Genomic DNA, 19352 nt, shown 5'->3' on the forward strand with positions numbered 1-19352 from the left:
CGTCGATGACCAAGACCCTGCGGTCGGAGATCGACCTGCCGACCCTGCGGATCAGCGTGGACCTGGCCACCTCGGAGGCCGTGTTCGCGGTGGTCCGCGGGCGACGCCGGCCCACCGAGGTCGCGCGCTGCCCGCTGGCGGACCTCGGCCTACCGGCCAGCGCCGTGCAGCACGTGCGGGACGCCGACCTGACCGTCCCCGTGGCAGTCGTGACCCAGCTCGTGACGGCCGCGGAGCAGCTCGGCACGTCGCCGCTGCCCCCGCACAACGCGCTGTGGCTGGAGTTCCCTGTGCCGCGCGGCCTGGTGCACGTGCTGCCGTGGGAGCGTCTGCTCGCCGGGCTGGGGCGGCCCCTGTTCCGGCTGCCGTTCCACCCCGTGCGCCCGCAGAAGCCCGGGGTGCAGCTCGACGTCGCGATCTGCTCCAGCTCGCCGTTCCCGGCGGTCCGGTTCGACCCGGCAGAGGTGGTCACGCAGCTCGCCCACCAGTACGTCGACACCCCGGGGCGGCACGTCACGGTGCACCTGTTCACCGACGCCGACCGGTACGCGGCCACGTGCGACGCCGTCCGCCCGATGCTGGGCCGCGGCGACGTCGTCGTGCACGTGCCGGTGGAGCACGGCGCCGCCGCGCGGCGCGCGGCCGGCCGGCCCGCCGGCCCGCACGCGATCGCCAACCCGTGGCTCACCTGGATCCTGGCCGCCGTCGAGGGCGGCCGGCTCGACGTCGTGCACTTCGTGGCGCACGGGCACCTGTCCGACGGCCGCGGGGCGCTGGCGCTGGCCGGGTCGCCGACGACGGACGAGGGCCCTGCGACGTTCGTCGAGGCCGTCGAGGTGATCGAGCTGCTCACGCGGGTCGGGGCCGTGGGCCTGGCGCTGTCCGACCCGCCCGGCAGCGACAGCGCCGCGGGCCTGCGCGACCTCGCCGACTACGTGGCCCAGTCCAGGCCCGGGGTCACGGCCGTGCACGACGTCGCGGCGGACCCGGGCGGCGAGCAGCTCGGCCGGAGCCTGCGCACGGCGCTGACGCCCTCCGGCCCGCTCGCGGCGCCGTTCCCGGCGATGAGCGCCTGGGTGCACCCGCTGTTCGTCGAGGTCACCCCCGACCCCGAGCCCGCCGGCGAGCCGCTGACCACAGACCTGCGCACGCTCACCGACGGGCTCATGCTCCGCAAGGACGGGCGGTCCGCGTTCCTGCACGAGGCCACGCGCAAGGCCGCGGTGGAGGTCGACGGCGACTCCTGGGTCGCCTCCGCGTCGCGCAGCATCGAGCACCTGCAGATGAACTGGCTCCCCTACACCCCCGACCTCCCGGTCGACCAGGCCGCGGTGGACGCGCTGAACAACGTCTCCGCCCTGCTGGAGCGGCACGTGCACCTCGCGTACCCCGAGGAGCCCCCGGAGCCCGCACCACCGGAGGAAGGTGCCCCATGAGCCGCGTCGTCTTCCAGCTCTCCGCCTTCGGCGAGGAGGGTGCGACCACGCCCCTGGTGCGGCTGGTCGAACCCGTCGACGACCAGGCCCTCGACCGGACCTTCGACTGCCCCACGGACGGCCCGGTCAGCCCCCAGGCGCTGGACGCCGACGTCAACGCGCGCGAGGGCGACCGCCTGTTCCAGGCGCTCGCCGCGCACGAGCAGCTCGGCGACCAGCTCGCCGTGGCCCGGAACAGCGCCGACCGCCGGTTCCCCGTCTACGCGGAGATCCTGCCGCGCAGCGGCGCGGACAGCCTGCCGTGGGAGGCCCTCCGGTTCCCCGGCGACGGTCCCTACCTGGCGCTGGAGGACAAGTACGCGCTGGCCCGCGTGGTGCGCACGACGGCGCCCCCGGTGCCCCTGTACCAGCTCGAGCCGCCGCTGCGGATCATGGCCCTGCTGTCGTGTCTGGGCCTGGGCGCCGCGGCCGAGCTGCGCGAGCTGCGGGCCGCCGCCCTGGAGGCCGGGCCGGGCATGGCCCGCCTCCTGGTCGTCGTCAGCGAGGAGGAGCTGGCGACCGGCCTGCAGGCCGAGATCGACGCCGGTACCGCCCCTGAGGTCGCGGGCGTGCACCTCGTGCCGCCGGACCACCACGACCTGGTCCGCCTGGTCAACGAGTTCAAGCCCCACGTGCTGCACCTGTTCTGCCACGGCTCCGCCGAGCCCGTGCCGCACGTGCGGCTCGCCCTCAAGCAGGACTGGGCCTCGGCGAGCCCGGGGATCGGGCTGGCCCTGGAGAAGGAGCAGTTCGCGAAGTTCGTCTGGGACACGGACGGCGGCCCCTGGCTCGTCGTCCTCAACTGCTGCGAGGGCGCCGCCTCGTCGGGGGACGGGGCGACGTCCCTCGCTCGCGACCTCGTCACCAAGGGCGTGGCGCCCGCCGCCGTCGGCATGCGCGAGCCGATCCGGAGCGCCGTGGCCAGCACGCTGACGCAGGGCCTGTACGGCGCCCTGCTGGGCGAGCTGACCACGCGGACCAAGGCGGGCGCGACGCTGTCGGCGCCCCTGGACTGGGCGGCCCTGACCGTGGCGGCCCGCAACCGGCTGGTCACGGAGCTGGGCGCCGGGCTGTCGCCCACGCAGGCCAGGAACCAGAGCCGCGAGTGGACCCTGCCCGCGCTCTACCTGCGCTGGGAGGAGTTCCAGCTCCAGCTCACGCCCGCGCGGGACGGCGGCGCGCCGCGGGTCGACCCGGAGCAGGCCCGGACCTGGCGCCTGGAGGTCGCGGCGCTGCAGAGCCTGCTCGCGGCGCTGCCGCCCGGCCAGGGCGCGGCGTTCCGCGCCGGCGCCGTGGAGCGGATCGCCGAGCTCGCCGCGCTGCTCGGCGTCACGCCCGAGGCCCTGGCGGAGTCGTGAGCGTCAGCCCCGGTGCCGCCCCCGCCGTCGACCCCGGCCTCGAGATCACCAGCGACGCGTGGTCGGGCACCGCGCCGGTCACCGGGCGGTTCGCCCAGGACGTGCGGCCCTGGCTCACCCAGGAGTTCACGGTCGCCGAGCGGACGGCGCGGCCCGCCCCGGCCGACCCGTGGGACTGGCGGCACCCCGACGTCGGCTGGGGGCTGGTGGCCCGCGAGCCCGACGGGGCCACCCGGGACGAGCTGGTGGCGCTGACCGACCTGCCCGCCGACATCCGGCGCCTGGTCGCGGCGCGCTCCGGCCGGGTGTTCCGCTACCGGCCCGCCGGCGGGTACGCCCAGTGGACCCTGACCGACTACGCGGGCGACGCGCAGCCCTTCGTGCCGGCCGCCCCGGCCGGCGCCGACGCCGGGGAGCTGCCGGCCTTCCTGCTCATCTACGGCAGCCCCGAGCAGGTCCCGTGGCGGGTCCAGTACATCCTCAACCCGGTGCGCCACGTGGGCCGGCTCGACCTGACGGGCCCCGCCCTGACGCGCTACGTCGACGCTCTGCTCGGCGAGTGGCGGGACTCGGCGGCCCGGTGGTCCCGGCCCGTCGTCTGGGCGGTGGACCACCGGATGGGCGAGATCACCACCCTGATGCGCGACGTCGTCGCGGAGCCCCTGCACGGCGACCTGAGCGCGGACGCCGAGCTGACACCCACGTTCGTCGACGGTCGGTCGGTGCCCGCCACGGTCGCCGCGCTGACCGCGGCGCTGACGACCGCGCGGCCCGCCGTCGTCGTCACCACGAGCCACGGCCAGACCGGGCCCCTGACCGACCCGGCGCGCCTGCGCGCCGACCTCGGCAAACCGGTGGACCACGACCATTCGCCGCTCGACCCCGAGACCCTGCTGCGTGCCTGGCAGCCGGACGGCGCGATCTGGTTCGCCCAGGCCTGCTGCTCCGCCGGCGCGGACAGCCCCTCGGCCTACGCCGGGCTGTTCGACGGCGACCTGGCCCGGACGTTCGACGGCGTCGCCGCGCTCGGCGCCCTGACCTCGCCGCTCCCCCGGGCGCTGCTCGGCGCGAAGAAGCCGCTGCGCGCGTTCATCGGGCACGTCGAGCCCACGTTCAACTGGACGCTGAGCTTTCCGCCGAACGCGCAGCCGCTGACCGCGCAGCTGCGCGAGGCACTGTACGCGCGGCTGTTCCTCGGCAAGCCGGTGGGGTACGCCATGGAGCCCTGGTACCGGCCCATCGGCGCGCTGCTGGAGGGCTACCAGCTCGCCGAGAAGGAGTACCAGACGACCTTCGGGGCGCAGGCGAAGCCCAGCCTCGACCTCCTGGTCTACAGCCGCGTGACGGCCCACGACCGCGCCAGCACCGTCATCCTGGGCGATCCCACCGTCGCGATCCCCCTGCCGCCGGCCGGTCAGGAGCCGGCGGCTCAGGCCAGGAACTCCAGCCAGAGCGGGTAGTGGTCGCTCAGGCGCCACGACACCTGGCCCTTGGTCAGGTCCCGCAGCGCGTGCGGGAGGAAGTCGAAGCTGCCGCCGTGCCCCGTGTACGTCAGGCCGTCCAGGAGTGACGGCGCGCCGGGCCGGGTGGGGTCGCTGAACCAGGCGATCTGGTCGTACTGGTGGTGGTCCTTGTCGTCGTCGAAGATCGTGCGCGGCACCGTGCCGAGCTCCGCGGGCGGCCACAGCCCGGTCGAGACGAACGCCGCGAACAGCGGGTCGTCGAGCCGGTCGAGGTTGAAGTCGCCCAGGACCAGCAGGTTGTGGTTCCAGTCGTCGGGCCGGTCGGCCCAGCCCCGCATCCACGTGGCGAAGGCGGTCAGCTCGCCGACCCGGTCGGCGGGCGCCTTGCCCCACAGCACGTGCACGGTGGTCAGGATGAACTCCGTCGCGCCGCGCACGAAGCCCGCGGCGTACGGGGTGCGGGCGAACTGGTCGACGTCGTCGTTGCGCGCCTCCTTGGGCAGGACGAGCTCCCCGACCAGGCCCGAGGCCTGGACGCGCTCGGAGTCGTAGACGTAGGCGAGGCGCTCGCCGTTGCCGGGGCCGCCCTCGGTGACGTCGGAAGCGATGACCTGGTAGCGCGGGCCCAGCAGGCTCAGCAGGGCGAACAGCGACGTCGTGTCGCGCCGGGTCTCCTGGACGGCCGTCACGTCGAAGCGCTGGACCACCTCGGCGATGCAGGCCAGCGCGTGCCAGTCGCGCTTGGGGCTGTCGTCCGGCGCGGACTGCCCCTTGTGCGTGAGGTCGCCGAAGGCGCGGAGGTTCCACGTGCCGATCAGCAGGTTCTTGGTCGTCTTGGCCGGGATCTGGGCCGCGAGCGCGGCGCGCACCCGGTCGACGTCGCCGGCGACCGCTCCGGGGACCGGCCCGGGCGGCGGGGCGATGGTCGTGGTCATGGCACATCACCTGCATGCGGAGGGATCGGGAGGCACCGCTACCTGCCAAGAGGGCGCCCGGCCGTGGGCTGATACCGCCGGACCCGGATGAAACAGGTGATATCACAGCTAAATTTCGATGCTTCCGCATCCAGGGCGAGACTGCTGTCAGCCGGTAGAAACCGGGCAACGTGTGCGCAGGGGGCAGGTTCACGTGACGTCCAGCAGTGCTGTGCGGTTCGATCAGGCGGTGCGGTTCGACCAGCAGGAGTGCCGGTCCACGCGCGCGGCGATCCCTGGTTACCTCGACCGACGCCTCGAGCCGCGCAGCCTGCGCCGCTTCGAGACCCACATCGACCGGTGCCCCGGGTGCATCCGCGCGTTCATCGACGTGCGCCAGGTGGCCTGGGCCCGGCGCACCGCGGCCACCCACTCCATCGAGGCGGCTGCCAGGTGAACATCAGATGAACGATGAAGGAACAGTGCCTTGATATCAGCCGAAATCGCAGATCACGCCAAGGTTCGCCTCGCAAAATCGGGGCCGTGACCGAAACGCTCCTGCTCGCGCTCGTCGTCGTGACCGCGCTCGCCTTCGACTTCACGAACGGTTTTCACGACACCGGGAACGCGATGGCCACCTCCATCGCCACCCGTGCCCTCAAGCCCAAGACGGCCGTCGCGCTGTCCGCGGTCCTCAACCTCGTCGGAGCGTTCCTCTCGCTCGCCGTCGCCGCGACCATCGCGAAGGGCATCGTCGACGCCGGTGTCATCACCCTGCCCGTGGTGCTCGCCGGCCTGGTCGGCGGCATCGTCTGGAACCTGCTGACCTGGTTGCTCGGCATCCCGTCCAGCTCCTCGCACGCGCTCGTCGGCGGCATGGTCGGCGCGGTGCTGGCCGCCGTCGGCACCTCGGGCGTGCTGTGGACCGGCGTCGTGTCCAAGGTGCTGGTGCCGGCCCTCCTCGCCCCGCTCATCGCGATCGCCGTCGCGGGCCTGGGCACCTGGTGCGTCGCCAAGCTGACCCGCGGGGTGCCGCAGGACCTGACCAACCGCGGCTTCCGCTGGGGCCAGATCGGCTCCGCGTCGCTCGTCTCGCTGGCGCACGGCACCAACGACGCGCAGAAGTCGATGGGCATCATCCTGCTCGCGCTCATCGCGGGCGGCGCCGTGCCCGCCGACGCCGGGGTGCCGCTCTGGGTGATCCTGAGCTGCGCGATCGCCATGGCGCTGGGCACGTACCTGGGCGGCTGGCGGGTCATCCGCACGCTCGGCAAGGGGCTCGTCGAGATCGACACCCGGCAGGGCATGGCCGCCGAGACGTCGTCGGCCGCCGTCATCCTGCTCTCCAGCCACTTCGGGTTCTCGCTGTCCACGACGCACGTCGCCACCGGCTCGGTGCTGGGCTCCGGCGTCGGCATGCCGGGCGCGAAGGTGCGCTGGAGCGTGGCCGGGCGCATGTTCGTCGCCTGGATGCTCACCCTCCCGGCGGCGGGCCTGGTGGGCGCGCTGTGCCACTGGATCGAGTCCGCGATCGGCGGGACCGCGGGCACGCTCGCCGTCTTCGGCGTGCTGGTGCTCTCGTCCGCGGCCATCTGGCTCGTCTCGCGCCGCAAGCCGGTGGACCACACCAACGTGAACGAGGAGTGGGACGAGGAGCGCGGCGCGGCCATCGAGCCCGTCGCCGCCACGACGGGCGAGGCGGGCGGCGAGCGCGTCGGCCCGGTGCCCGCCCTCGCGACGGCCTCGTCCGTCGGCCCGGCCATCGAGTCCGTGGGAACCGTGGGGACGGTGGCCGCCCCGGGCGCCGACACCTCGTCGAAGGGAGACAACTGATGAACGACTTCATCGAGTGGGGCGCGCTGGGCCAGGTCCTGGTGGCCGGCGTGCTCGTCGGCGCGGGCATCCCCGCGCTGTTCGCCCTGGGGCTGCGCCTGCTGGCGGGCCCGGCCCGGGACCGCGAGGAGGCTGCGGCCCGTGCGGCGGCGGCCCGCCGGACGTCGCCGGACGACGCCGTCGCCGTCGCGGTCCCCCGCCCCGGCCCCGCGCGACTGGCCGGAGCGGTCCTCTGCCTGACCCTCGTGGTCGCGGCGGTGGCCACGGGCCTGTTCGTCGTGGTCTCCGGCGGGCACTAGCGGTCCGGGGCGGGCCGTCGTCCCCGACGCGCGCACCGGCACATAGCCAACGCACAGGTCCGGCCCAGGAACACCACGGGATCGGGACGCACCCTGGTGCGATGAGCCCCGCACCCGCCGGCACCCCCGACCAGGCCCGACCCACCCGCGCCGACGGGTCGCCCGTGCGGGTGCTCGTGGTCGACGACGAGCCCAACCTCGCGGAGCTCCTCACGTCCGCGCTGCGCCTGGAGGGGATGGACGTCACCGCCGTCCTGGACGGCGCCTCCGCCCTCCGCGCGGTCCGCGAGTCCGTCCCGGACATCGTGGTGCTCGACGTCATGCTCCCGGACATGGACGGGCTCACGGTGCTGAGCCGGCTGCGCGAGCACGGCGAGCGCGTCCCGGTCCTGTTCCTCACGGCGCGCGACGCGGTCGAGGACCGCGTCAAGGGCCTGACCGCGGGCGGCGACGACTACGTCACCAAGCCGTTCAGCCTGGAGGAGGTGGTCGCCCGGCTGCGCGGGCTGCTGCGGCGGCACGGCGCGACGGCGCAGCGCGGGAACGGCGTGGGCAACGGCGTGCTGGCCGTGGGCGACCTGGCGCTCGACGAGGACGCGCACGAGGTGTGGCGCGCGGGCGAGGAGATCCACCTGACGGCCACGGAGTTCGAGCTGCTGCGCTACCTCATGCGCAACGCGCGGCGTGTGCTGTCCAAGGCCCAGATCCTCGACCGGGTCTGGAACTACGACTTCGGGGGCCAGGCGAACATCGTCGAGCTGTACGTGTCCTACCTGCGCCGCAAGATCGACAAGGGGCGCGAGCCCATGATCCACACGCTGCGCGGCGTCGGGTACGTGCTGCGGCCCACCAAGGTCACGGACGAGGCACGTGCCTGACACGCCCTCGCCCCGTCGCCCCACCGCGCTGCGGCGGCGTCTCGTGCTGGTGCTCGCCGCCGTCGTCCTCGTGGTCACGGTGGGCCTGGCCGTGGCGTCGACCGCGGTGCTGCGCTCCCAGCTCCTGAGCCAGGTCGACACCGAGCTGGAGCAGGCGAGCCAGCGCCTGGCGCAAGGTCCCGTGCAGATCCAGCTCCGCGACCTCACGCCCGGCGACGACGCCTCGGCCGCGCAGCCGGGGCAGGACCTCCCCACCCTGCCGCTGCCCGCGCCGGACGGCGCCTCCGACACCGTCCGGCCCGCGTTCCCGCCAGGCCTGGGCCCCGGCAGCGCCGTCGTGCGCTACGTGGACGGCGCGCCCGTGCTCGCCGACCACGTCACGACCTCCCTGGAGCGCGAGGCTCTCGACGACGACCAGATCGCCGAGCTCCTGGCCGTCCCCGCCGACGGGCACCCGCACGACGTGCGGCTGGACGGCCTCGGCGCCTTCCGCGCGGTGCACGGCACCACGGACGACGACCAGCCGCTGGTCGTGGCGACCAGCACCGCGACCGTGGACGCGACCGTGCACCGCTACGTGCTGGTCGAGGTGGCGCTCGGCGTCGCGGCGCTGCTGGCCGCCGTCGGCGTCGGCGCGTGGCTGGTGCGCCGCTCCCTGCGGCCGCTCGACGGCGTGGCGGACGCCGCGAGCCGCGTCTCCGAGCTCGAGCTCTCGCGCGGCGCGATCGACGCCATCCCCCGCGTGCCCGCGACCCTCACGGACGAGCGGACCGAGGTCGGGCAGGTGGGCGCCGCCCTGAACCGCATGCTCGAGAACGTCGAGGTGTCGCTCCAGGCACGGCACGACTCGGAGACGCAGGTGCGCAGCTTCGTGGCCGACGCGAGCCACGAGCTGCGCACGCCCCTGGCGTCGATCCGTGGGTACGCCGAGCTCGTGCACCGCGCCCCCGAGGAGCTCCCGCCCACCGCGGCGCGGTCCCTGGACCGCATCGAGTCCGAGGCCGTGCGCATGACGGGCCTGGTCGAGGACCTGCTGCTCCTGGCCCGGCTCGACGCCGGGCGCGGGCTCGACCGCGCACCCGTCGACCTGGTCGCGCTCGCCGTCGACGGCGTCATGGACGCCCACGCGGCCAGCCCCGGCCACGGCTGGAAGCTGGAGCTGCCGACCGGTCAGGACGACGACGCGCGCGCCGGCGGGGACGGGTCGGACGAGCTGGTCGTCACCGGGGACGAGGCCAGCCTGCGCCAGGTCGTGGCCAACCTGCTCGCCAACGCGCGCACCCACACCCCGGCGGGCACGCAGGTGCGTGTGCGGCTCCTGCGCGACGGCGACGCCGTCGTCCTGCACGTCGCCGACGACGGGCCCGGCATCCCCGCCGGGCTGCGCCCCGCGCTCTTCCACCGGTTCACGCGCGGCGACGTGGCGCGCAACCGCACCGGCGGGTCGACCGGCCTGGGCCTCTCGATCGCAGACGCCATCGTGACCGAGCACGGCGGGAGCATCGCCGTCCGCTCCCGCACGGCGGACGAGGGCCCCGCGACCGGGACCACGTTCACGGTGCGCCTGCCGCACGCACCCGCGTGACGGCCCGGACCGTCCTCCCGGTCTCGGGAACGGGCCTTCGATGCTAAGAAGGAACGGTCGTGGTGGTCACCGGACGTCCGTGAGGAGCAGGTTGCGATGACGGAGATGACGGAGATGACGGAAGCATCGAGCAGGCCGGTCGTGGTGGGGGTGGACGGGTCGGAGTCGAGCACGCAGGCCGTCCGGTGGGCGGCGCACGAGGCCGCCCGCCGCGCCGTACCCCTGGTGCTCTTCAGCGTGTGGACGCCGGTCCCCGCCGCCGTACCGCACGCGCCGGCGCTCGGTTCCTACGAGGACGAGCTGGTCAAGGAGGGCCACCGCTGGCTGGAGGCCGCCGCCGCGACCGCCGAGGACGCGGCGCCCGGCGTACGCACCAGCATGCTGCAGGCGAGCGGCTCGGCCGCCGCGCGGCTGATCGGCCAGTCGGCGTCCGCGGACCTGATCGTGCTCGGCTCGCGCGGGCTCGGCGGGTTCAGCGGGCTGCTGATCGGGTCCACCGCGGTGTCGCTCGCAGCCCACGGGTACTGCCCGGTCGTGGTCGTGCGCGGTGAGCGGGCCGAGTCGGCCGCCGCGGACGCACCCGTGGTCGTCGGCGTGGACGGGTCGGCGACCAGCCGGGAGGCCCTCGCCTTCGCGTTCGAGGCCGCCGACGTGCGCGGCGCGCCGCTGGTCGCCGTGCGCGCCTGGAGCGACCTGCCCGTGCCGACCGGCTGGGAGCTGGAGCTGGGCCCGTGGCCGGAGGTCGAGCAGGAGGAGTCGGAGCTGCTGGAGGCGTCCCTGGCCGACGAACGGGCCCGGCACCCCCGGGTCCACGTGGAGCAGGTGCTGGTCCGGGACGCCCCGACCCGGGCGCTGCTCGAGGAGGCCGCCAAGGCCCAGCTCGTGGTGGCTGGGTCCCGCGGCCGCGGCGGGTTCCGCGGCCTGCTGCTGGGCTCGACGAGCCAGGCCCTGATCTACCACTCGCCCTGTCCGGTGGCGGTCGTCCCGCCGTCACGCACCTGAGGCGGCCCGGTCCGTCCGGTCGGCCAGGATCTGGTGCGTGAGCTGGTCCACGAGCTGCGCGACCTCCGGCTCGTCCCCGCCGGGCCACTGCTCGACGTACCGCCGCAGCCGCTCCCGCTCCGCCTCCCGGATCGCCTCGGCGACGACGTCGCCGGCGGGCAGCGCCCGGACCGTGTCGCCGTCCACGGCCACGAGCCCGCGGGTCGCGAGGGTGCCCGCGACGTCGCGCACCACGTCCTCGGCGCGCCCGGTGCGCTCGGCCATGAGCCGCACGGACCGGGTGCGTTTCAGCGAGACGCGGGTGAGCATCCACGCCTGGCCGGGCGTCAGGCCGACGTCCTGCGCCACGAGGTCGTAGACCCGCAGCGGGTCCCGCTTGCCGACGCGGCGCCACAGGATCAGGCGCAGCTCCTCGAGCGAGGTGCGCGACGACGGGAGCGCGAAGGTGGCGCCCGTCGCGTGGCCGGCCTCGTCGTCGCCGCCCCGTGTGGCCGTGCGCAGCTCCACCTCGGGCAGCAGCCACGTGAGGAGGAACGCGAGCGCCGCTACCGGCACCGCCCCCAGGAAGACGATGTGCAGCGCCTGCGTGTACGCGTCGAGGAACCAGGTCTGCACGTCGGGCGGGCACTGCGCGAGCGTCTGCGTGGACGCCGTGAGCGCCGCGGGCCCGCAGACGCCCTGGGCGGCGTCCGGCACGGAGGTCGCGGCCTCGGCCGCGAGCCGGTTCGCGAAGATCGTGCCGAACACCGCCACGCCCACCGACGAGCCGATGGTGCGGAAGTACGTGGTGCCGGACGTCGCGGTGCCCAGGTCGCGGTAGCTCACGGCGTTCTGGACCGCGATGACGAGCACCTGGGTGACCATGCCGAGCCCGGCGCCGAACACGAACATGCTCAGGCCCGCCTCGAGCGTGGTGGTGCCCTGGTCCATGAGCGAGAGCAGGTAGAGCCCCACGGCCGTGACGGCCGTGCCGACGATCGGGAAGACCTTGTAGCGCCCGGTGCGGGAGATGAGCTGCCCCGAGCCGATGGACGTGAGGAGCAGGCCGAGCATCATCGGCGTCATCTCCAGCCCGGACTCGGTGGGCGTGGAGCCCTTGACGGTCTGCAGGTACAGGGGGATGAAGGTGATGGCGCCGAACATCGCGAAGCCCACGGCGAACCCGATGACCGCGGAGACGGAGAAGACCCGGTTGCGGAACAGGTGCAGCGGCAGCACCGGTTCGGGCGCGCGCCGCTCGACGGCGACGAACGCGACCAGCCCGAGGACCGCGAGCGCGATCATGGCGTAGACGGGGGCGGAGCTCCACTCCCAGGTGGTGCCGCCCAGGCTGGTGACCAGCACGACCGCCGTCGAGATCGTGGCGAGCAGGATGATGCCCGCGTAGTCGATGCGCGGTCGCGTGTCGGTGGTGATGCGGGGCAGCACCGAGGCGACGACGACCAGCGCGACGATCCCGACGGGGATGTTGACGTAGAAGACCCAGCGCCAGTCGAGGTTGTCCACGAAGAACCCGCCGAGCAGCGGGCCGGCGACCGAGGAGACCCCGAAGACCGCGCCGAACAGCCCCTGGTAGCGGCCGCGGTCCCGGGGCGGCACGACGTCGCCGATGATCGCCTGGGAGAGCACCATGAGGCCGCCGCCGCCCACGCCCTGCACGGCGCGCCAGGCGATGAGCTGACCCATCGTCTGCGACGTGCCGGACAGGATCGAGCCGACCAGGAAGATCAGGATGCAGGCGATGAACAGGGTCTTGCGGCCGAACAGGTCGCCGAGCTTGCCCCAGAGCACCGTGGTGGCGGTGCTCGCCAGCATGTAGGACGTCACGACCCAGGACAGGTGCTCGGCGCCGCCGAGGTCGGAGACGATCGTGGGCAGCGCGGTGGCGACGATGGTCTGGTCGAGGGCGGCGAGCAGCATCGCGAGCATGAGGCCGGCGAAGATGGCCCAGACCCTGGCCTGCGGCAGGGTCTGCGGTTCCGCCGCTGCGCTTGGTGCGGTCATGCGGTGCCTCCCGGGTCCGGTGGACGGCGAGGCCTGCGCGCCCGTGCGTGTGCCCCCGGAGGCAGACTGTCACGGCCCGCGCGGGTCGGCGCGGGGAGGCGCCGGCGGTGCGGCGTCCCTCCCCGCGCCGGGGCCCGGTCAGTCCTGGAGGGCGGACCGGAGCGTCGCGGACGCCTGGGCGACGGCGGCCTGCGCGGCGTGCGTGTCGTGCAGGGCGTTGAGCATGACGAAGTCGTGGATGACCCCGCCGTACCGGACGCTGGTCACCTCGACGCCGGCCCGGCGGAGCTTGGCGGCATAGGCCTCGCCCTCGTCGCGCAGCACGTCGGCCTCCGCGGTGATGACCAGGGCGGGCGGCAGCCCGGCGAGCTGCTCCTCGGTGGCACGCAGCGGCGAGACGGTGATCAGGTCACGCTCCTGCGGGTCGGTCGTGTACTGGTCCCAGAACCAGCGCATGCCCTCCAGCGTGAGGAAGTAGCCGGTGGCGAACTCGCGGTAGGAGGCGGTGTCGAACGCGGCGTCGGTCACCGGGTAGAACAGCACCTGCTGCCGGAACGTGACGTCGCCGCGCTCCTTGGCGAGCAGGGTGAGGGCGGCGGACATGTTGCCGCCCACGGAGTCGCCGGCCACGGCCAGACGGCCGCCGTCCAGCCCCTGGTCGGCGCCCTCCTTGGTGACCCACTGCGCCACGGCGTAGGCCTGCTCGACGGCGACGGGGTACCGCACCTCGGGCGACCGGTCGTACTCGGGGAAGACGACGGCGGCCTGCGCGCCGACCGCCAGGTCGCGCACGAGGCGGTCGTGCGTGTGCGCGTCGCCGAACACCCAGCCGGCGCCGTGCACGTAGAGCACCACCGGCAGCGGGCCCTGGACGCCGGCGGGCCGGACGATCCGCACCGGCACGGTGCCGGTGGGCCCGCCCTCGACGGTGACCCACACGTCGTCGACCTCGGGCTTGAAGATCTCGCCCGACTGCACGTCGTCGACGGCCTTGCGGCCCTCCTCGGGCGCGAGCTGGTACAGGTACGGCGGGTTGTCGGTGGCCTCGGCGAACGCCTGGGCGGCGGGCTCCAGGGACAGGCCGTGGGGGTTTGCGGTCATGGTGGTTCCTTCGTTCCGGAGGTGGTGCTGGGTGTGCTGGGGGGGTGCTGGGCTGTGCGCGGCGGGCGGCGCCGTCAGGCGGTCTGCCCCGCGGCCCGGGCGATGAGGCCGGCGACCTCGGCGGGGTGGGTGAGCATCACGAGGTGCGGCGCGTCGAGCTCGACGCTCTCGCGGACCCCGGCGCGCTCGTAGCCGAAGCGCTCGACGTCGGGGTTGATGGTGTGGTCCGCGGCCGCGACGATCCCCCAGGACGGCTTGGCCCGCCAGGCGGCGACCGGTGCCGGCTCGCCGAAGGCCACGGCGGACAGGGGGCGCTGCGACACGGCGAGCACCGTCGCGACGTCGTCCGGCACTCCCGCGGCGAAGACCGCGGGGAACGCGTCGACGGCGACGGACACGTCGGTGCCCGGCTCCGCGCCGTCGACCGGGTACGGCGTGTAGACGAGGTGAGCCGCGAGGTCGGAGTCGGGGAAGCCGCCCTGCAGCTCGCCCAGGCTCTCGCCCTCGGCGAGCGCGTAGCCGGCCACGAAGACCAGGCCGACGACGTTCTCGGCCGCGCCGGCGACGGTGATCACCGCGCCGCCGTAGGAGTGGCCCGCGAGCAGCACGGGGCCGTCGATCGCCTCGACGATCGACCGGACGTACGCGGCGTCGCCGGTCAGCGAACGGTTGAGCACGGGCGGGACGACGACCCGGAAGCCCTGGTCGAGCAGTGCGCGCGTGACCGGGGTCCAGCTGCCGGCGTCGGCGAAGGCGCCGTGCACCAGCACGACGGTCGGAGTGGATGACATGTGGTTCCTTTCCGCGGGACGACCGCGGGAGCACGGCCGCCACGATGAGACACTTCGATCCAAGGCCGTCACCGGTGACTGCGTCCACGAAGGAAGCACGCAGGAATGGGGAGAGATGACCGAGGCGCTGGGCCCGCTGCTCCGTCGGTTCCGGCACGAGGCCGACCTGACGCTCGAACGCCTCGCGGAGCTCTCCGGGGTGAGCGACCGCACGATCAGCGACATCGAGCGCGGGGCCAGCCTCGGTCCGCAGCGACGCACGATGGACCTCGTGGCGGACGGCCTGGGCCTGGCACCCGCCGACCGCGCAGCGCTCCTGACGGCCGCCCGGGCGGGCCGGCACCGGCCCCCGGCCGGCGTCGTCGCCCCGCTGCCGCTCCCCCGCGCCGTCGCCGACCTCGTGGGCCGGGACGCCGAGCTGTCCGCGATCGGCGTGCACGTGGCGTCGGGCACCGGCGGCGCGCCGTCACCGCTCGTGGTGCTGTCCGGACCCGCGGTGCTCGGCAAGACGTCGCTCGCGGTCCGCGCCGCCGGCGACGTCCGCGACGGGTTCGACGCCGTCCGGTACATCGACCTGGGCGGGTTCGGCGGGCGCCCGCTCGACCCGCACCTGGTGCTGCGCCGCCTGATCCAGTCGTGCGAGCCGGCCGTGCGGTCCGTGCCGCAGGACCTGGACGACGCGGCCGCGCTCTGGCGCTCCCTCCTCGACGACCGGCGGGTCCTGGTGGTCCTCGACGACGCCGCCGGCGAGGAGCAGGTGCGCCCCGTCCTGCCCGCCACCGGGCCGTCCGCCGTGATCGTCACCGCCCGCCGTCCGCTGGCCGGGCTGGACGCGTCCCTGCGCGTCGAGCTCGACCGGCTCGCGCACGACGACGCCGTCACGCTCCTGCGCCGCATCATCCCCGCCGACCAGGCGCCCGAGGACGACCTGCACCGCCTCGCCGACCTCTGCGACGGCTGCCCGCTCGCCCTGCGCATCGCCGGCAACCGCGTGGCGAGCCACCGCGCCTGGACCGCGGGCCGGCTCGCGGACCGGCTGGCATCCGAGGACCATCGCCTGGACGGCTTCCGCGCGGGCGACCTGGAGCTGCGCAAGGCCTTCGCGATGTCCTACGACCAGCTCTCCGACGCCGCGCGCACGCTGTTCCGGCGCCTCGGCGTCCTGACGGGACCCACGTTCCCCGCCGAGCTCGGCGCGGTCCTGGCCGGCTCCGGCCGGCACAGCGCCGTCGACCTGCTCGACGAGCTCGTGGACCTCGGCCTGCTGGAGGCCGCCACCCACGACCGCTACCACCTGCACGACCTGCTGCGGATCTTCGCCCGCGACCGGCTCCGCCAGGACGAGGGCCCGGACGCGCAGGCCGGGCACGCGGTGCGCCTGCGGCACTGGATCCTGACGACGACCGTCGACGCCGGCCTCTGGTTCGAGCCCGCCCGCGGGCACGGGCCGGACCGGCCCGGGCTGGCCGACCTGTCCACCCGGGCGGCCGCGAGCGCCTGGCTGCACGACGAGGCGGACCACTGGTTCCACGCGCTGCGCGCCGCCGCGGCCGACCAGGACGACGCCCTGGTGGTCCGGGTGGCCGAGTCGCTGCACTGGTTCTCCGACCTGTGGGCGCAGTGGGGCCAGTGGCACCAGGTCTACGACCTGGCCGTCCGGGCGGCGGAGCGCCTCGCCGACGACGACCTGCTGGCCACCCAGCTCGGGTATCTGAGCTGGGCCGAGCTCTACACCCGGGACGATCCGGCCCGCGGCCTGGAGCACGCGCAGCACGCCCGGGACGTCGCGCGGCGCGCGGGCAACCGCGCCCAGGAGGGCTGGGCCCTGTACTACACAGGCTGGTGCGAGCTGCTGCTCGGCTCCCCCGGCGACGTCGTGCGGGACGCGCAGGAGGCGCGCCGGTGCTTCACCGAGGCCGACGACGCGGCCGGCCTGCTCCAGACGCACCGCATGCTCGCCGAGGCGTTCACGCTGCTCGGGCGGCGCGCCGACGCGATCGGCGCCGACCGCGCCGCGATCGACCTGCTCGACCGACAGCCGCACCGGTTCCCCCGGGACATCGCGCTGACCACCCGGGTCGCCGCGGCGTCCGCGATCGTCAAGAACCTCGTCGAGCTCGGCGACGGCGCGGGCGCGCTCGCGACCGCGGACGCCGCCGCGTCCGCCGTCGACGAGCTCGACGTGCCCGCCCACCGCGCCATGTACCTGCGCGTGCGGGCCCTGGCGCTCGCCGCGGCCGGGCGGAGGGCCGAGGCGGCCGCCGCGCTGGAGCGTGTCGTGGAGATCCGCGAGGCGCTGGGCGACCGCCGGCGGGCCGACGCGGCCCGGGCGCAGCTCGCCGGGCTCGGGTGATCCGCGCGGCCGCGCTCGACCCTGCTCCCGGGAAGGGTCGACAGTGGTGCGCAGCTGCTCAGGCGCCGCCGTCCTGGTGACGACGGGGCGTGCGCCGCAGCCAGTACCACCCGAGCACGACGCACACGAGGCCGTTGAGCACTCCTACGGCGACGTCGCTCGGATAGTGCATCCCCCGGTACAACCGGGAGTAGATGACGAGCAGGGGCAGTACCACCAGCACGACGGTCACGCTCACGCGCAGCCACGGGTACCGGATCCGCTGGGCCATCAGCGCCAGCGAGACGTAGAGCGCTACCGAGGCGCCGGAGTGGCCGCTCGGGAAGCTCGAGGTCGGAGGTGCCGCGTCGAGCTGTTCCACCTCGGGGCGTTCGGCGCTCACGACGAGCGCCGCCAGCATGAAGACGGCCGCCTGGACGGCGACCGCGATCGCCGGGACCACCGCGTACCACCACTGCCTGGTTCGCCACCAGACGACGCCGGACACGACGAGGCAGATCCCGATGATCGTCTCGGTGGTCCCCACCACGCCCCAGACCTCTGTGAGCAGGTCGAGGGTCGCCGTGCGCTGCGCGACGAACCATTCGTTGACCGCGTTCTCCCGCTCTCTGAGCTCCGCCAGCGGGCCGGTGAGCAGGAACCCGAGCCCCACGACGAACACCCACCACACCGCAGCCGGAACCCCGACCCGCAGGCCGAGGTCGCGGGCCGCCTCGCGCCCCTCGGGTGTCGATGTGTCGTCGGCCCACCGATCGAGGTCGAGCATCAGGAGGACGTACCCGGCTCGCGGCGCGGCGTCGACCAGTGCTGGTAGGCGAGGTACGACGCCAGCACGAAACCGACGCCGAACAGCACGCCGGCCACCACGTCGGAGGGATAGTGGACGCCGAGCATGACCCGGTCGACCCCCGTGGCGACCGTGAGCACCACCGCCCCCGCCACCGCAGCGGCCCGCATGGCCCGCGACGTGAGCGACGGCCACACGAGCACCACCAGCGTCGTCGTCATCGCCGCCGTGTTCGCGGCGTGCCCTGACGGGAACGAGAAACCGCCCGCGCTCTCCACCGGCTGGTCCAGCACCGGCCGCGCGCGTCGGACAAGCTCCTTCAGCAGGTTGGACAGTCCCCAGGCCGTGAGGATCGTCGTGAGTGCCCACCAGGTGCGCGTGGCGTTGCCGGTGCGCCACCAGTAGACCAGGCAGAGCGCGGCGACGGGCACCAGCAGGCGCGCCGCGAGGAAGGCCCACTGCCACACGACGAGCGTGCGCAGCAGCCCAGGGTGCGCCGCGACGAGTGCCGTACCCGCGGTCACGGCGCGCTCGTCGAGCTGGACCAGCGGCGGCCACTGTTCGCGCACGAGAAGTGCGATGACGACGACGGCAGCGCCGGTCGCCACACCAACCAGCACGGCGCGTACCAGACGGCGCGCGCGACCTGCGGTCGCCCGCGCTGCCCCGGCGGACTCCGGACCGCGGGCAGGGCTGCGGTGCCGTGCGGGTCTCATGCCGCCACGCTCCCACAGAGCGTCTGAGCTCGCCTACTACCTTCTGCACGCCACGGAGCCGTACCGCCGCGCGGCCTGACCGGATCCGGAGCCACCCACCCCAGGCATCCGGGGCGGCAAACGCCGCGAACGCTCGCCGGCTGGTCGCTGGTGGTCCTCGGCTGTCGTCGCTCGGAAGTCGCGGCTCAGAACGGCGGCTCGCCGGGCGGGGGCGAGGTCCCGGCCTCTTCGGTGCGTGCTGTCGTGGTTCGGGTCGTGGAGTCGATCGTGGAACCGGTCGTGGAACCGATCGTGGAACCGGTCGACGTGTAGGCGCGGGGCAGGCGGCGTCCGGTCATGGCACGCAGTGTGAGGTCCTGGCTGGTGCCCGGGTCGACCTGGTCCAGGTCGACCCGGGTGTCCAGCACCGTCGGCGGCCGCGCGTGCGTGCTGCCTACGGGCGTGGTCCAGGTGGTGATCCCGGTGACCGGGTCACGTTCGACGCCCCAGCCCGTGTGTGTCTTCAGAAGATGATGCCGGCGACACAGGGCATGCAGGTTCCACGCATTGGTCTGCCCACGCGCGCCCTCACCCCCGGCAGCGGCGCTGGTGCCAGAGACGGGTGCGTGGTCGGAGTCGTGGTCGAAAGGCTCGATGTGGTCCAGGTCGCACCACGCCGCGGGCTGCTCACAGCCCACGAACGTGCAGGTCCCGTCCCGGGCCTCCACCGCAGCCCGAAGCACCCTGCCCGGCTTGTAGGAGGTGGTCGAGTAGTCGACCAGCACCCCCGTCACCGGGTCGGTCACCAACCGCT

General features: G+C 74.4%; 17 protein-coding genes. 10 read left to right on the top strand and 7 right to left on the bottom strand.

Going from position 1 to position 19352, the window contains the following annotated elements:
- Positions 1-5: 5 nt before the first annotated feature.
- Genes ACZ7LE_RS25455 through ACZ7LE_RS25465 form a run of 3 tightly spaced genes read left to right on the top strand, consistent with a single transcriptional unit; the run spans position 6 to position 4293 of the window.
- On the top strand, positions 6-1436 hold the full coding sequence (locus ACZ7LE_RS25455; RefSeq protein ID WP_470406011.1) for a hypothetical protein: 1431 nt from the start codon (positions 6-8) through the stop codon (positions 1434-1436).
- Positions 1433-2833 carry a CHAT domain-containing protein gene (locus ACZ7LE_RS25460; RefSeq protein WP_470406012.1) on the top strand — a complete coding sequence of 467 codons (1401 nt, stop codon included), beginning with the start codon at positions 1433-1435 and terminating at the stop codon, positions 2831-2833. Before ACZ7LE_RS25455 ends, ACZ7LE_RS25460 begins: the two co-directional genes overlap by 4 nt.
- Entirely contained in the window at positions 2830-4293 is a 1464-nt protein-coding gene (locus tag ACZ7LE_RS25465; RefSeq protein WP_470406013.1) for a hypothetical protein, read from the top strand. The genes ACZ7LE_RS25460 and ACZ7LE_RS25465 overlap by 4 nt, the downstream gene beginning before the upstream one ends.
- On the opposite strand, the gene ACZ7LE_RS25470 is transcribed toward ACZ7LE_RS25465, so the two are convergent.
- On the bottom strand, positions 4263-5231 hold the full coding sequence (locus tag ACZ7LE_RS25470; RefSeq protein WP_470406014.1) for an endonuclease/exonuclease/phosphatase family protein: 969 nt from the start codon (positions 5229-5231) through the stop codon (positions 4263-4265). The two genes, ACZ7LE_RS25465 and ACZ7LE_RS25470, sit on opposite strands and share 31 nt — an antisense overlap.
- A 229-nt stretch (positions 5232-5460) precedes the next feature.
- Between ACZ7LE_RS25470 and ACZ7LE_RS25475 the strand changes: the two genes are divergently transcribed.
- The 6 genes from ACZ7LE_RS25475 (at position 5461) to ACZ7LE_RS25500 (ending at position 10807) form a co-directional block, all read left to right on the top strand.
- The gene (locus tag ACZ7LE_RS25475; protein ID WP_470406015.1) at positions 5461-5667 is read left to right on the top strand and encodes a zf-HC2 domain-containing protein; all 207 of its coding nucleotides are present in this window, start codon (positions 5461-5463) and stop codon (positions 5665-5667) included.
- 86 nt (positions 5668-5753) lie between these two features.
- Positions 5754-7043, top strand: a complete 1290-nt coding sequence (locus tag ACZ7LE_RS25480) for an inorganic phosphate transporter (RefSeq protein ID WP_470406016.1) — start codon at positions 5754-5756, stop codon at positions 7041-7043.
- Complete coding sequence (locus ACZ7LE_RS25485) at positions 7043-7342, top strand: hypothetical protein (RefSeq protein WP_470406017.1); 300 nt, start codon at positions 7043-7045, stop codon at positions 7340-7342. Before ACZ7LE_RS25480 ends, ACZ7LE_RS25485 begins: the two co-directional genes overlap by 1 nt.
- 101 nt (positions 7343-7443) lie before the next feature.
- Positions 7444-8220 (top strand): response regulator transcription factor, encoded by a 777-nt coding sequence (locus tag ACZ7LE_RS25490; RefSeq protein WP_470406018.1) that lies wholly within the window; start codon positions 7444-7446, stop codon positions 8218-8220.
- Entirely contained in the window at positions 8213-9805 is a 1593-nt protein-coding gene (locus ACZ7LE_RS25495) for a sensor histidine kinase (RefSeq protein ID WP_470406019.1), read from the top strand. Before ACZ7LE_RS25490 ends, ACZ7LE_RS25495 begins: the two co-directional genes overlap by 8 nt.
- Before the next feature lie 96 nt (positions 9806-9901).
- The gene (locus tag ACZ7LE_RS25500) at positions 9902-10807 is read left to right on the top strand and encodes a universal stress protein (protein ID WP_470406020.1); all 906 of its coding nucleotides are present in this window, start codon (positions 9902-9904) and stop codon (positions 10805-10807) included.
- Here ACZ7LE_RS25500 and ACZ7LE_RS25505 read toward each other — a convergent pair.
- From ACZ7LE_RS25505 to ACZ7LE_RS25515, 3 genes are all read right to left on the bottom strand, one after another.
- Positions 10796-12811, bottom strand: coding sequence for an MDR family MFS transporter (locus tag ACZ7LE_RS25505; protein ID WP_470406021.1), 2016 nt, complete (start codon positions 12809-12811; stop codon positions 10796-10798). The two genes, ACZ7LE_RS25500 and ACZ7LE_RS25505, sit on opposite strands and share 12 nt — an antisense overlap.
- 138 nt (positions 12812-12949) lie before the next feature.
- Entirely contained in the window at positions 12950-13912 is a 963-nt protein-coding gene (locus tag ACZ7LE_RS25510) for an alpha/beta hydrolase (protein WP_470406022.1), read from the bottom strand.
- A gap of 74 nt (positions 13913-13986) precedes the next feature.
- Positions 13987-14703, bottom strand: coding sequence for an alpha/beta fold hydrolase (locus ACZ7LE_RS25515; RefSeq protein WP_470406023.1), 717 nt, complete (start codon positions 14701-14703; stop codon positions 13987-13989).
- A gap of 115 nt (positions 14704-14818) precedes the next feature.
- Between ACZ7LE_RS25515 and ACZ7LE_RS25520 the strand changes: the two genes are divergently transcribed.
- A complete protein-coding gene (locus ACZ7LE_RS25520; protein ID WP_470406024.1) occupies positions 14819-17056 on the top strand; it encodes an ATP-binding protein in 2238 nt (745 codons plus the stop codon).
- A gap of 58 nt (positions 17057-17114) precedes the next feature.
- On the opposite strand, the gene ACZ7LE_RS25525 is transcribed toward ACZ7LE_RS25520, so the two are convergent.
- The 3 genes from ACZ7LE_RS25525 to ACZ7LE_RS25535 form a co-directional block, all read right to left on the bottom strand.
- Complete coding sequence (locus tag ACZ7LE_RS25525) at positions 17115-17822, bottom strand: phosphatase PAP2 family protein (protein ID WP_470406025.1); 708 nt, start codon at positions 17820-17822, stop codon at positions 17115-17117.
- Positions 17822-18559 carry a phosphatase PAP2 family protein gene (locus ACZ7LE_RS25530; RefSeq protein WP_470406026.1) on the bottom strand — a complete coding sequence of 246 codons (738 nt, stop codon included), beginning with the start codon at positions 18557-18559 and terminating at the stop codon, positions 17822-17824. The genes ACZ7LE_RS25525 and ACZ7LE_RS25530 overlap by 1 nt, the downstream gene beginning before the upstream one ends.
- A gap of 185 nt (positions 18560-18744) precedes the next feature.
- Positions 18745-19352, bottom strand: a 608-nt coding sequence (locus tag ACZ7LE_RS25535; RefSeq protein ID WP_470406027.1) for an HNH endonuclease signature motif containing protein, incomplete at its 5' end; no start/stop codon positions are given.

Source organism: Promicromonospora sp. NPDC110617, from assembly GCF_055598465.1.